This is a genomic window from Paenibacillus sp. FSL M7-0420, assembly GCF_038002345.1.
In the GTDB taxonomy this organism is placed as follows: Bacteria; Bacillota; Bacilli; order Paenibacillales; family Paenibacillaceae; genus Paenibacillus_AQ.
On sequence record NZ_JBBOCJ010000001.1, the window covers coordinates 7,573,489 to 7,587,359 of the forward strand.

10 protein-coding genes are annotated in these 13,871 nt (G+C 54.5%); 6 read left to right on the top strand and 4 right to left on the bottom strand.

The window, feature by feature from the left end; genetic code table 11:
* The first annotated feature begins 516 nt into the window (after window positions 1-516).
* The 6 genes from MKX51_RS32750 (at window position 517) to MKX51_RS32775 (ending at window position 8,463) form a co-directional block, all read left to right on the top strand.
* Window positions 517-2,103 (top strand): extracellular solute-binding protein, encoded by a 1,587-nt coding sequence (locus tag MKX51_RS32750; RefSeq protein WP_340995363.1) that lies wholly within the window; start codon window positions 517-519, stop codon window positions 2,101-2,103.
* 146 nt (window positions 2,104-2,249) lie between these two features.
* Window positions 2,250-3,107: an ABC transporter permease gene (locus MKX51_RS32755; protein WP_445322095.1), complete on the top strand. Its 858-nt coding sequence runs from the start codon at window positions 2,250-2,252 to the stop codon at window positions 3,105-3,107.
* 13 nt (window positions 3,108-3,120) lie between these two features.
* Window positions 3,121-4,005, top strand: a complete 885-nt coding sequence (locus MKX51_RS32760; protein WP_209994071.1) for a carbohydrate ABC transporter permease — start codon at window positions 3,121-3,123, stop codon at window positions 4,003-4,005.
* A 53-nt stretch (window positions 4,006-4,058) separates the two neighbouring features.
* Window positions 4,059-6,392 (top strand): helix-turn-helix domain-containing protein, encoded by a 2,334-nt coding sequence (locus tag MKX51_RS32765; protein ID WP_340995367.1) that lies wholly within the window; start codon window positions 4,059-4,061, stop codon window positions 6,390-6,392.
* 18 nt (window positions 6,393-6,410) lie between these two features.
* Complete coding sequence (locus MKX51_RS32770; protein ID WP_340995368.1) at window positions 6,411-7,547, top strand: glycoside hydrolase family 88 protein; 1,137 nt, start codon at window positions 6,411-6,413, stop codon at window positions 7,545-7,547.
* Window positions 7,548-7,647: 100 nt separating this feature from the next.
* Window positions 7,648-8,463, top strand: a complete 816-nt coding sequence (locus MKX51_RS32775) for a class I SAM-dependent methyltransferase (protein ID WP_340995370.1) — start codon at window positions 7,648-7,650, stop codon at window positions 8,461-8,463.
* Window positions 8,464-9,108: 645 nt separating this feature from the next.
* Here the strand turns inward: MKX51_RS32775 and MKX51_RS32780 are convergent.
* The 4 genes from MKX51_RS32780 to MKX51_RS32795 form a co-directional block, all read right to left on the bottom strand.
* Window positions 9,109-9,936: a carbohydrate ABC transporter permease gene (locus tag MKX51_RS32780; protein ID WP_339252930.1), complete on the bottom strand. Its 828-nt coding sequence runs from the start codon at window positions 9,934-9,936 to the stop codon at window positions 9,109-9,111.
* Window positions 9,937-9,948: 12 nt separating this feature from the next.
* A complete protein-coding gene (locus MKX51_RS32785; RefSeq protein ID WP_340995371.1) occupies window positions 9,949-10,830 on the bottom strand; it encodes a carbohydrate ABC transporter permease in 882 nt (293 codons plus the stop codon).
* 228 nt (window positions 10,831-11,058) lie between these two features.
* Window positions 11,059-11,859, bottom strand: a complete 801-nt coding sequence (locus tag MKX51_RS32790) for a response regulator (protein ID WP_340995372.1) — start codon at window positions 11,857-11,859, stop codon at window positions 11,059-11,061.
* 24 nt (window positions 11,860-11,883) lie between these two features.
* The gene (locus tag MKX51_RS32795; RefSeq protein ID WP_340995373.1) at window positions 11,884-13,656 is read right to left on the bottom strand and encodes a sensor histidine kinase; all 1,773 of its coding nucleotides are present in this window, start codon (window positions 13,654-13,656) and stop codon (window positions 11,884-11,886) included.
* Window positions 13,657-13,871: the final 215 nt, after the last annotated feature.

Consider the following 13,871-nt stretch of genomic DNA (forward strand, 5'->3'; position numbering starts at 1 on the left):
TCGAAAAACCGATTATAATGTGCTGGCGCGAAGTGCGCGGGCCGAATGCAGCCCAAAGGGAGAATGTGGAGTACTACTGAACTAGAATCCGCCGGATACGGGCGGTACATGGTCCTCCCCTAGCAGGGCTGACCGCCTAGGTTAAGTTAATTAGTTGAAAAGTTAAGGGAAAAGTGGCGAAGGGGAATTTAGGAACTGTAGGAGCGGCAGCGGCCGAAAGCCCAAAACTTCTCTGGAGCCGCGGCTCATCCCAAAACGCCAAAATTCCTTAGCTCAATCTCTCTACACAGATTCAATCCCAATTTCTCAACATCCGTATGCAATTCCTGTGCTGGACAGGCTATAAGCAAGATATCGATATCGCAGCAAGAATGGGAGATAGTCAAGGCGGGGGCGGAAACGTTAAGTTAGATGGGCGGGAGGGCAGAACACAGCAGAACGGCAATCGAATCGAACCGAATCGTTCACCTCCGGCAGCTGCATATCAATTACGAACACATGGGGGAGATGAGAAGGATGAAGAGCTCTTGGAGAAGGCGGCTACTGATGAGTGCCAGCCTGATGCTGGCGGTAGGCGGACTGGCAGGCTGCTCGGGCGGCGCGGACGGCAACAAGAATACAGAGGGAGCAGCGGCGGATGAGCCGACACCGATCTCGATCTGGGCGTCGCTGAACACGAATGTCTCGATTACGCTGAAGAATATGAGTGAGATTACGGCGATTAAGGAATGGGAGAAGAAGACCAACATTAAGACGGAATTTCAGCATCCGGCGGTCGGGGCAGAGACGGAGCAGTTCAACGTGATGCTGGCCTCCAATAAGCTGCCGGACGTGATGTTCGTCTATGGTGATTACTCCAAGCTGTTCACGGACGGCAGCATCATTAAGCTGAATGATCTGATCGACCAGTACGCGCCTAACCTGAAGAAGATTCTGGACGAGAATCCCGAGGTGGCAAAGCAGCTGAAAGCGGATAACGGCGACATCTATGCCATCCCGCATCTGCGGCTGGGCAAGTACAAGACCTTCGGCGGCATGTTCATCCGCCAGGACTGGCTGGATGAATTGAAGCTGCCGCAGCCGGAGACGATTGCCGAGTGGGAGACGGTGCTGAAGGCCTTCAAGGAGAACAAGGGCGTCACCGCTCCGCTCCTGTACGGCGCTCCGCCCAAGCTGACGACGATGGGCCCGGCGGCCGCGAATTTCCTGGAGGCTTACGGCATCACGAATACGATCTTCCTCAAGGACGGCATGGTGGCATTCGGACCGGTCGAGCCGGAATTCAAGGAGTTCCTGACCACCTTCCACCGCTGGTATCAGGAGGGGCTGATCGATCCTGACTTCGCTACCAACGATCAGAAGACCTTTGATGCCAAGATTCTGAGCGGCCAGGCCGGTGCCTTCTTCACTTACATCGGCGGCGGCATTGGGCGTTATCTGCCCGCCCTTCAGGAGAAGGAGCCAGAGGCTAATCTTACGGCTGTCCAGTTTCCTGTAGTGAACAAGGGCGATGAGCCTATGTTCACCGGCCGGTCCTGGGAGTGGAGCGGTGCCGGAGCAACGATCACCAAGAGCAACAAGCACCCGGAGGAGACGGTGAAGGCGCTGGATTATTTCTTCAGTGAAGAAGGCCATATGCTGAAGAACTTCGGCGTAGAAGGCGTGACGTACACGATGAAGGACGGGTATCCGACCTACACGGATGAGATTCTGAAGAATCCGGACGGGTTGTCGGTGGTTCAGGCGATGGCAAAGCATTTCATTGCCAACTACCCGTTTGTCGGGGAGGATGACGACCGTTACAACGAGCAGTATTACCAGTTCCAGCAGCAGAAGGACGCGGTGACGCTCTTTTCCAAATACAGCGACAACACGCTTAAGGTCGGTCTTCCTCCGGTCAGCCTGACTACAGAGGAATCCAGTGAGTACAGCAAAATCATGAGTGACATCACCACCTACCGCGATGAAATGTTCATTAAGTTCGTCATCGGTGCGGAGCCGCTGGAGAACTTCGATAAGTTCACGGCCCAGATCAACAAGTTCAATGTGAAGCGGGCGATTGAAATTCAGCAGGCGGCGGTAGACCGCTACAACGCAAGATAAATTAGGATGAAGGCTACCTGCGGAGCGGCAGATTGAGCTACTAGCGCCCCCGCAGGCTAGTCCTGCAAAAGAAAGGAGGGAGACTTGTGACCCGGAAGTTATCCCTGGTATGGCTGAATTACAAGCGAAATAAAGTGATCTATTGGATGGCGCTCCCCGTGGTTTTGTATTTTCTGGTCTTCAAGTATCTGCCGATGTATGGTGCGGTCATCGCGTTCAAGGAATATACCGTCGGCAAGGGCATCTGGGGCAGCGAGTGGGTGGGGCTGCAGCATTTTCAAGATTTTTTTCAGAGCTATTATTTCTGGCGGGTGCTCAAAAACACACTGATCCTCAGCTTCTACCAGCTATTATTCGGCTTCCCGGCCCCGATCCTGCTGGCGCTGCTGCTCAATGAGCTGAGGCATGAAATATTCAAGCGTACGGTGCAGACGGTCTCTTATATTCCCCACTTCATCTCCCTGGTGGTTATTTGCGGGATGGTGGTAGATTTCTCTTCCCGTGACGGGCTGTTCAATTCGATCATTACGTTCTTCGGCGGGGAGAGCAGCGCGCTGCTGAGTGAGCCGGGGAATTTCCGCACGATCTATACGGCTTCCTCCATCTGGCAGGAGCTTGGATTCTCGACCATTATTTATCTGGCAGCGCTCAGCGGAATTAACCCGGAGCTCTACGATGCGTCGAAGGTGGACGGGGCCAGCCGGATACGCCGGGTATGGCATATTACGCTGCCGGGCATTATCCCGATGATTGTGATTCTGCTGATTCTGCGCATAGGCGGGCTGATGGAGATCGGCTTCGAGAAGGTGATCCTGCTCTATAATCCCAATGTCTACGATACAGCGGATGTCATCTCCACCTTCGTCTACCGCAAGGGGATCAGCGAGAGTGCAGAGTTCAGCTACACTACGGCGGTCGGCCTGTTCCAGTCGCTGGTCAATTTCATTTTGCTCATAGGCGCTAACCGGCTCTCCAAGGCCGTATCTGACAATAAGCTGTTCTAAGCGGGGGATTCTCATGACCATTCAACGAACAATAGGCGAAAAACTGTTTGACAGTCTCAATGTGCTGCTCATGGTTCTGCTTATTATCATCACCTTGTATCCGCTGTGGCATGTGCTGAATGCCTCGTTAAGCGACTCCAACCGGCTAATGGCCCATAGCGGGCTGCTGCTGCTCCCGGACGGGTTCAATCTGGACAGCTACAAGCTGGTGCTCAGTAATCCGAGCATTCTCTCCGGCTACCGGAATACGCTGGTGATCGTAGTGCTGGGCACGGCGCTCAATTTGCTTTTTACCATCCTGGGGGCCTATACTCTCTCCCGCAAAAGCTTCATGCTGCGCAATCCGATCATGCTGGCCATTGTATTCACCATGTTCTTCAACGGCGGGATTATCCCGACCTACCTGTTGATTAACAATACGCTCCACCTCGGCAATAACCTGCTGGCGCTGATTGTACCCGGGCTGGTCAGCAGTTATAATCTGATCATTATGCGTACAGCCTTTCAGGGGATATCCGAGAGTCTGCTGGAATCGGCCAGAATAGACGGTGCGGGGGAGATGCGCATTCTGTGGCGGATTGTGGTACCTTTATCGATGCCGGTCATTGCGGTCATGATTCTGTTCTACGGGGTAGGCCACTGGAACTCCTGGTTCAGCGCCATTCTGTATATCCGCGACCGTGATTTGTATCCGCTTCAATTGGTGCTGAGGGAGATTCTGATCCAGAATAGTACGGATTCGATGACCACTTCGGCAGCTATGGGCGACAAGGAAGCAATCGGAGAAAGTGTGAAGTATGCAACGGTGATGGTGGCTACGCTGCCGATTTTGTTTATATATCCGTTTTTACAGAAGTATTTTGTGAAGGGCGTCATGATCGGCGCAATCAAGGAATAGAACGGAGCCGCACCAGCACTGTACCCACATCATGAACAAGGAGGAGGAGCGCCATGAAAAAGAAAAGCATCCTGCTGTCCTGGAGCCTCTCTTATCTGGTCATCCTGCTCATTCCCGTCACCATTGGGGCGGCTGTCTTTGCGGAGTCCCGCAATCTGCTGAAGGAAGAGGTGAACCGTTCCAACATGGTGCTGCTGTCCCAGGTGCAGGAGACCATCGACAGCCAGACCCAGGATATCAGCAGTATCAGCAGCCAGCTCATGGCCGATTCCCAGCTGAGCAGCTTCATCAACCACGCCTCCGAGCAGGATGCCAGATGGCGGCTGATGGGGCTGGAGCTGATCAAGAACCTCAAGTCGATCAGGATCGGGAACGGGCTCATCCGCGAGCTGTACATCTATGTGAAGTCTTCGGATGTGGCGCTGTCCTCCTCTTCGCTGGTATCCAAGAAGCTGCTGTATGACATTTACTATGAGGGGACCGGGGTAAGCGGGCCGGAGTGGACCCGGCTGATGCAGGAGTCAGACCAGAGTGTCTTCCGCAAAATGAAGGTCCTCAGCGAAGACCGCCGCATTGAAGAAACGCTGGTCTATCTGCAGCCGTTCCCGGTTCAGGTGTCGCAGAGCAGCCCGGCGACCTTTGTGGTGATGCTGGACCCGGAACGTTTCCAGCAGGCGATCAACAATGTGCGGCTGGAGCCGGAGAGTATTGTATTCATCCTGGACCGTGACGGGCGAACGCTGTTCTCCACAGGCACCGTTGAAACCCCTTACACGATACATCAATACTTGCAGCAAAATAAGGATAGCGGACGGCGGACCGGCACGGCCGACTGGAACGGGGAATCGGTGACGGTCTCACAAATATCCTCTAGTGTTGAGGATTGGCAGTATGTCTCTATCGTTCCGACCCGGATCTATGCGAAGAAGTTGATGGTGATCCGCAGTATCACCTTCGCCGGTGTGGCTGCTGTTCTGCTGCTGGGCGGCATCGCTGCCTGGTGGTTCACCCGGCGGAATTACCGGCCGCTTGGCCGGATTATGAGTATTATCTCCGACAAGGTTAAGGGGAAGCTGGAGCAGCCGGATGACGAGTTCGGTATCCTGCAGACGGTGCTGACCCGGGCCTGGGAGGAGCAGGACCAGTTCGCCACGCGGCTGAAGGAGCAGCAGACGATGGTACGCAGCAGCTTCCTGGCGAGACTGCTAAAGGGACGGGTACAGCCGGGAGAAGGTCTTGCCGGGGAGATGGAGCGTCTGGGCCTCCCGCTAGAGAGCGATGCCTTTGCAGTCCTGCTGGTACACATAGAGAATTATGAGGGTCTGTTCCGCACACGGGCCCCGGAGGATGAGGAGGGGAAGCGCCAGTTCGTCCATCTGATCCTGACCAATGTGCTGGAGGAGCTGCTGGGCCCGGCCGGTCCGGTCTATTCCGCAGAAATGGATGGACGGATCGCGCTGCTGGTCAATCTCCGGGGAAATACGGCGGACGCAGTGCCGGAGCTGATCCGGGCGACCGGGGAGGCGCAGCATTTCATCCAATCGCGCTTCCTGATCTATTTCTCCGTTGGCGTGAGCAGTGTCCACACCTCTCTGGCAGACATCTCCGCCTGCTTCCGGGAGTCGGAGGAGGCGCTGGAATACCGGCTGATTCTCGGCATTGGCCAGATTATTGACCAGGAACGTATCCGGCAGCCCAAGGAGGAGCTGTATTATCCGCTCGATCTGGAGCGTCAGCTGGTCAATTATATTGCCACAGGGAACTATGCCCGCTCCACCGAGGTGATGAATGAGATTCTGATGACTAATTTTGCCGGGGAGCCCTTATCCGTTGAGCTGGCCCGCTGTCTGATGTTCGAGCTGATCGGGACCATGCTGAAGGCCACAGAGCAGATCAAGACGGATGACCAGAAGGAACTGACCCGGCGCAACGAGCTGATCCGGCGGCTGTTCGTCTGTGAGACCTTCGAGGAGATGGAGACGGAGCTGCTGCAGATTCTGGAGACAGTCTGCCAGATGGTGCATGAACGCAAGCGTTCCCATAACACCGAGCTGAAGGAGCAGCTCCTGGAATTCATTCATGAGAATTACAATGATGTGAATCTGGGACTGACCCATATCTCGGAACGCTTCCGGTTCCATCCTACGTATGTCTCGAAGTATTTCAAGGAACAGACCGGCACCAACGTTATCGACTATATCAACCAGTACCGGATTGAAGAGGCCAAGCGGATTCTGGAGGCTGATGAACTGAATGTGCAGGAGGTCTCAGAGCGTGTGGGCTTCCTGAACAGCAATTCCTTCATCCGTGTGTTCAAGAAATATGAGGGGATCACTCCGGGCCAGTATAAACAGGCCAATCGGCTGATCCAGAACGATAATGTATAACAAGGAGGATATACTGACATGTGGCAACAAGCGATTGAGGATGCACTACGCGTAACGAAACGTAATATTACAAGATTCGGGGACCGGTTCCCCCATGTGAGTGCCGGGGATGAGCATTATACACTGAATGACAATACCGAGTGGACGGCGGGCTTCTGGTCCGGCATCCTCTGGCTCTGCTCCGAGTACAGTGAAGATCCGATCTACCGCGGGCAGGCGTTAAGCACCGTCCAGAGCTTCCGCCGCCGGATGGACCAGAAGATCATCTTCGATCATCATGATATTGGCTTCCTGTACTCTTTGTCCTCCAAGGCCCAGTGGATTATCGAACGGGATGAAGGCGCCAGACAGCTTACGCTGGAGGCGGCGGATATGCTGATGAAGCGCTGGCGCGAAGGGCCCCGCCTGATCCAGGCCTGGGGGCGGGAGGGGGATGCCGTTAACGGTGGACGGATCATTATCGACTGTCTGCTTAATCTGCCGCTATTGCTATGGGCGCATGAGCAGACCGGCAATGAATCTTACCGGCGGGTAGCCGAGCTTCATGCTCTGAAGTCCCGCCGCTTCCTGGTGCGCGGGGATGATTCCAGCTATCATACCTTCTACTTCGATCCGGCCACCGGAGACGCCATCCGCGGCGGGACCCATCAGGGCTACAGTGACGGCTCCACCTGGACGCGCGGGCAGGCTTGGGGCATCTATGGTTTCGCCTTGGTCAGCCGGTATCTGAAAAGCCCGGAGATGCTGGAGACGGCGAAGCGGCTGGGCCGCTACTTCGTGGCTCATCTGCCGGAGGATGGGGTCGCGTATTGGGACTTCGACGTTCCCGTTGAACCGGGAACGAAGCGCGACAGCTCGGCATCGGCCATTGCCGCCTGCGGGCTGCTGGAGATTGCGGCGCAGCTGGAGGCTGGCGACCCGGAGCGCCAATTCTTCCAGGAGGCGGGGGAGGCGTCGGTGAGAGCGCTGGCGGAGCATTATTCGACCCATGGCAGCGATCAGGCCGAGGGTCTGCTGGAGCATGGCGCATATTCCGCCAGAGCCGGGGATTCGCCGGATGATTACACGATCTGGGGCGATTATTATTATCTGGAGGCGCTGATGCGGCTGGAACGGGGGATTCCGGGGTATTGGTATGAGCGGCCCGTTCTATAGATCCCAGCTATGTGGGATGGCGCTTTCCGCATCCGCCCCTGATAATCGGTACATGACCTATTGTGGTTATGTACCGATTATTATTTTCGGAGGGGATGGAATGAACAGCAGAACATCTAATACATCTAATACATCCAACACAGGAAATGTAGCTAACACAGGCAATGTAGCTAATGAAGCCAATACAGCCAGCCCTTGGGAGCAGGCAGACGGGGATCAGTATGTGCAGAACATCAGCCGCAAAATCCCAGGATACGCGCTGCAATATGACTTGATGGATACGCTGCTGACCGCGCGGCTGGACAAGCAGGAAAAGCAGGAAAAGCAGGAAAAGCAGGAAAAGCCAAGGCTGTTGGTCGTGGGAGCAGGCGGGGGACAGGAGATATTGAAGCTGGGCCTGAGCCATCCCGGCTGGAGCTTCAGCGGGCTGGAGCCCTCGCAGAGTATGCTCCAGGCTGCCAAGCAGCGTTTGGAGGCTGCGGGTCTGCTGAATAGAGTGCGGCTGCACCATACGGAGATTGCCGCGTGGAGCAGTAATGCGCTGTATGATGCCGCAACTTGTATGCTGGTGCTGCACTTTGTGCAGGGGCGGGAGAACAAGCTGGCGCTGCTCCGCAGCATTGCCGCGCGGCTTCAGCCAGGCGCGCCGCTGTGCCTGTCCGCCATCTGCGGGGTGCCGGGCACGTCTGCATGGGAGCTACAGATAGCAGGCTGGCGGCTGCATATGCTCGGTAACGGCATCGCAGAGGATGAGTGGCAGACCTTCGAGCAATCCTTCGGAGTCACCTCCCATCCGCTTCCTGCCGCAGAGATGGAGAAGCTGCTGGAGGAGGCCGGGTTCACGGCCATATCCCGGTTCTTCGGCGCGTATTTGATCGACGGCTGGGTGGCGGTGAAGGCGGAGGATCAGCCGTAGGTCTTGCGGAGGTTTGAATAGCCAGAAGAAATGAGGAGCATCGGTGGGAAACTCATTTAATTCCAACTGGTCTGGTATCCGGGCTCGATTAATAGGCAGTTGCACTTTGTACAACAGAATGCTGTAAAAAAGGCTTCGAAATAGGATCTATTGTACTCCGTACATTCGAATATTGAAAAAAGACCCTTTTTCAGCCGAATCACAACATTCCAATGTATGAAATACAATAGAATCGTATTTTATGGTCAGCGATGCGTTTTCTATTGCAGGAAATACAATCAGCTACTTGAGTGTAAGGGTAGAATTCGGCAACGGGTGCAGGTTCAGCCTAATATTAGCTCGAAGTTCATGTTCAGACTTTAATTTAATCAGAGATAAGTGTATTCTGTGCAACTAAAAACAGTGCAACCGAAGGCGTTCCTCTTCTAACTGTATTCTGTACAACTACATTTGCCCGGATGAGCTAAAATCCAGGTATAGAGGCATTTTACTTGCACGAAATACAGCTAAACAGAGATTGGGCGGCACATCCGTCGATTTAGTTGTACAGATTGCAATTAAGCTCAATTGAGCCTATCCCCTGGACCTGGATCGGGTGCGATCGGGCACAGCACCCCTCAGTAAGCGATGAGTTAAAAGTAATTTTCATCCCTTCACCGCCGAGCTGGCCACTCCTTCAATGATATATTTCTGGCCGAGCAGGAAGACGAGAATCATCGGGATGATCCCGGCGGTGGCGGCGGCCATCATGCCGTTGTAATCGACATTGTTCTCCAGGATGAAGTTCTGCAGCCCGAGCGGCACGGTGAACAGATCCTGGTCAATCAGGAAGACGAGCGCGTTCTCATAGTCATTCCAGTGCCAGGAGAAGTCGATAATTGCCAGTGTCGCCAGCGAGGGCTTGGCCATCGGCAGGATGATCCGCGAGAAGATGCGGAAATGGCCGGCACCGTCGATGAAGGCGGCCTCCGAGATTTCATGAGGCACGGAGAGGAAGAACTGCCGCATCATGAATACGCCGAAGATGGTGAACATGCCGGGCAGAATCAGCGCCCAGTGGGTGTTATAGATGCCGGCCCAGTCGAACATGATGAACTTGGGCACGAACAGCACCTGCGGAGGAACCATCATCATGGACAGGTAGACCAGGAACATCGTATTGCGCCCCTTGAATTCAATCCGGGCAAAGCCGTAGGCCGCCAAGGCGGACAGGGAGACCGCACCGATGGTACTCAGCACAGCGACTTTAAGGGAATTCAGATAATAAGGCACGAAGCTGCCCTGGCCGGACCAGACTTTGATATGATGGCTCCAGTTGAAGTGGTCCGGAATCCACTGGATCGGATAGCGGAATACCTCTGCCGGGGTCTTGAAGGAGGTGCTGATCATCCAGAGGAAGGGCACAATCATGACGATGCTGAAGAACAGCATGATTAGGGTGGTGATGCTTTTGGTAACGATGGCTTTATTCATATTCTCAGCTCCTTAGTAGTGAACCCAGCGTTTCTGGCCCAGCCATTGAACCACGGTGAAGATCAGAATGATCAGGAACAGGGCCCAGGAGACCGCTGATGCATAGCCCATCTCGTAATAGCGGAAGGCATTCTGATAGATGAACAGGGATAATACGGTGGTGCTGTTCCCGGGTCCGCCCTGCGTAATCGCCTGGATGATGCCGAACTGCTTGATCGACATGATCAGCCCGGTAATCAGCAGCAGAAAAGTAGTGGGACTCACCAGCGGCCACAGAATGCTGCGGACCGTCTGCCACGTGCGGGCACCGTCGATAGTGGCTGCCTCCAGCAGCTCGCCGGACACCTCCTGCAAAGCGGCGAGATAGATAATCATGTTATAGCCGAGCATGAACCAGATCCAGATGATATCAATCGCATACATGGACGTATCCATCGTGGACAGCCAGCCGGGAGGATTCTCGATGCCCAGGGAGCGGAGAATGCCGTTGACCGGCCCGTTATTCGGGTGGAACAGCAGCATCCAGACGAAGGCTACGGCTACGCCGCTGGTAATGTAAGGCATGAAGTACAGGGCGCGCAGCAGCTTTTTGAGATAGACGGAACGGTTCAGAATGACAGCCACCAGGAATGCCAGCCCAATGGATACAGGAACAGAGAGCAGGAACAGCAACGTGTTCTTGATGGCAATATAGAAGACCTCATCCCCCAGCATCCGCCGGATATTGGCCAGCCCGATGAACTTGGTATTAGGACTCATAAACTTGTAATCTGTAAACATGAGATAGAACGAATACATCGCCGGTATGATAAAAAACAGCATCACGCCAATCATATTGGGCCCGATAAACAGATAGCCCAGCAGCTGCTGGCGTCGCATCCAGGTTGCCTTCACAATAGCCCCACTCCTTTAGGTCTTGTAAGTACATTACAAGCATAGCAAGCGCCCTTCCGGGCGATAAGGAACAAAACCACCCACTTCATGGCACAGAAATATACAATTGTGCAGGCAGCGGGGGGGTGTATCGGTCTTAGTTATGTTCTATCCGTGTTCAGGCCAAAAAGCGGCATTCCCGGAGGGAACGCCGCTGCAGCGGTATGGCTATGAGACTGTATAAGCAGGCTAAAGGCTTAGTGTGTCCTGCTTCTCCCGCAAATTGTGCCGGTACTGGCTGGGCGTCTGCGCGGTCAGGCGCTTGAAGATCTTGATGAAGTAGTTATCGCTCACGAAGCCGACCCGATTGCCGATCTCATAGACCGGCAGGTCGGAGCCGGTCAGTAGCCGGATCGCCTGATCTACCCGTACACGGTGCAGATAGTGGATGAGGGTGTGGCCGGTTTTCTTTTTGAAGAGGGTGCTGACATAATTCTCGGCCATCATGACATACTGGGACATCGACTTCACGGTAATATCCTCAGCGTAGTGTTCATGCAGATAGTGCAGGATCTTCTGAATCTCCGGGTGGCTCGTAATCTCCTCATGGGCCGGGGGTTGCGGGGAAGCAGCAGCGGATGGTAGCGCGTTCCCCGTGCGGTTGTCCTGGTTCTTCTCCAGCTCGCCGCTGATCTTGCGCAGGGTGTCCCGGAGGGAATTCACGCTCATCGACAGCTTCAGAATATAATTGGACGCCCCGTATTCCATGGCCTGCCGCACATTCTCGAAGTCATTCATGCAGGTCAGCATGACGAAGCGGGAATCAATTCCCTCCTCACGGGTTCTGCGCAGCAGCTCGACGCCATCCATCTCCGGCATGACGATATCCGAAATCACCAGATCTGGCGCATCCTCGCGGATCATCTCCAGCGCTTCTGCCCCGTTGCCCGCTTCTCCGCTGACCATGAAGCCGAGCTCTTCCCAGGCGATAATCTCGCGCACACTTTCCCGTACGAATACCTCATCCTCCACCAGCAGTACCTTCCACATGTATAATCCCTCCCGTAGTTATGCTTAAGCCGGATGTTCGTTGCCGTATGGTGTGGACATTAACAGCGGCATGGTCAAGCGGACCGTAACACCTTCGCCGCTGGAGAGCACTTCAAGCTGTCCTTCTTCCCGGAAAAGCAGCCGCAGCCGCTCCTGAATATTACTCAGTCCGATGCCCGGACGCTTGCGCGGAGCCTTGGTGCCGCCGGTCTGCTCCATGCCTACGCCATTGTCCCTGATCTCGATAATCAGACGGTGCTCTTCGCGGCGGACGTTCAGCTCAATCAGGCCATGGCCGGGCAGCCTGCTGATTCCGTGAATGATGGCGTTCTCCACCAGCGGCTGGAGGCTGAGCTTCGGCACCAGAGCATACAGAATGTCCTCGTCATACGTGAAGGTACAGTCGAATTTGTGCGCATAACGGACCTGCTGAATATGGACATAGGCTTCTACAAGCTCGATTTCATCCTTGAGATGGATCAGATCCTTATCGGTGTTCAGACTGGCCTCCAGCAGCTTGCCGAGCGACAGGGTCATGTTGGTAATGTCTTCATTCTGCTCGCGGATGGCGATCCATTTGATCGTATTCAGCGTGTTCAGCAGGAAGTGGGGATTCGTCTGGGCCAGCAGCATCTGAAAATGCACCGCCTCCTTCTGGCGCTCCTCCGCCTTCAGCTTCTGGATCAGCAGGTTGGTGTCGTCAAGCATCGTATTGAAGGTCCGGGTCAGCTCAAGAATCTCGCCGCTGAACTTATGCTCCGGCAGGCGGATTTTCAGGTTCTTCTGCACCGCCGCCTTCATCTTGTTCTGCAGATGGGACAAGGGCCGGGTTATGGTCGTAGCAATCACGAAGGTCATCATCAGGAAGATGCTCGTCAGCACCAGGAACGTAAGGAAGTATTGCTGCTTCAGCCCCTCGATCTCCGCGAACAGCACCGACAGCGGAATCCGGTTGACGATATACCAGTCCAGCGATTCCACATAGATATAATTAATCAGGGCGTTCGAGTCTTTATCGATAAAATACTGCTGTCCCGGCTGCCCGGCAAAGCCCTCCTTCACCTTCTCGGATAATTGGCTGCCCGGAACCGACTGGGAGATATCCTCGCCAGAACGGGTAATCAGGAAATACTGCTGCTCCAGATCGGACTGCTTGTGGATGGAGCGCAGCCAGTACGTATAATCAATGCTGATCCGGGCCATGCCGTACGGCTGGTTCCGGGCATCCTCCAGATAAGCGTATAAGGATAGAAGATAGGCGCTGGTAGAGACATCACGCAGAACGTAGTTGGCATCATTGGGCACCCAGTGATAGGAGTTGTTATCCATCTGCTTCCGGTCGAACCCCGAATTGGCCCGCAGTTTGGAGTATACCAGTGAATCCTTGGGCGGATATGAGGTGTATGCGCTTTCAGATAAGTCCAGAATCATGAAGTAGACCGAAGGATTATACAGGAAGAAGCTGTTGTTCAGATTCTTGAAAATATTCTCCATCAGCCGCTTGTTCTCCAGCTCATTACGCTGCTCAGGATGGAGCAGCACGGACTTCACGGTGTCATCCTGCTTCAGGAACAGCAGCGTTTTGAAGGCGATGCTGATCTGATCCTCCAGTGTGCGGTACATCTGCTCCAGCTGATAGTGGCTCTGCTGGCTGATTTTCTTCTGGACCAGCGTCTCAATGCGCTGATAGTTATAGATATTCAGTGCGCCGAACGGCAGCAGAATTAGGCACACAAAGGCGGTGAACAGGCGGTATTTCAACTTCTGGGGAACCAGCATACGCAGCAGCTGTGACACAGGGAAGCACCTCCAAGCCTGACTGAACCTGCCCGTTCCGGGTCGGTTGATATGCTAGATTATAGCATAATCCCTCCGCCGGATTGGCGATATTTCAAATTGCATGGTTTTGTTCCAGTTGGCACGGGGGCAGGGAAGAAATGCATAGATTTGTTCTATCCGGGCTGCTTGACAGCGGGACAAGGCGGATGGATAGTTATCCGCCCCGCATGGTC

Excerpts from the sequence above, each read along its gene's own strand:
- MKX51_RS32765 (WP_340995367.1), top strand. The coding sequence starts at position 4,059 with ATGAAAAAGAAAAGCATCCTGCTGTCCTGGAGCCTCTCTTATCTGGTC.
- MKX51_RS32770 (WP_340995368.1), top strand. The coding sequence starts at position 6,411 with ATGTGGCAACAAGCGATTGAGGATGCACTACGCGTAACGAAACGTAAT.
- MKX51_RS32760 (WP_209994071.1), top strand. The coding sequence starts at position 3,121 with ATGACCATTCAACGAACAATAGGCGAAAAACTGTTTGACAGTCTCAAT.
- MKX51_RS32780 (WP_339252930.1), bottom strand. The coding sequence starts at position 9,936 with ATGAATAAAGCCATCGTTACCAAAAGCATCACCACCCTAATCATGCTG.
- MKX51_RS32775 (WP_340995370.1), top strand. The coding sequence starts at position 7,648 with ATGAACAGCAGAACATCTAATACATCTAATACATCCAACACAGGAAAT.
- MKX51_RS32755 (WP_445322095.1), top strand. The coding sequence starts at position 2,250 with ATGGCGCTCCCCGTGGTTTTGTATTTTCTGGTCTTCAAGTATCTGCCG.
- MKX51_RS32790 (WP_340995372.1), bottom strand. The coding sequence starts at position 11,859 with ATGTGGAAGGTACTGCTGGTGGAGGATGAGGTATTCGTACGGGAAAGT.
- MKX51_RS32750 (WP_340995363.1), top strand. The coding sequence starts at position 517 with ATGAAGAGCTCTTGGAGAAGGCGGCTACTGATGAGTGCCAGCCTGATG.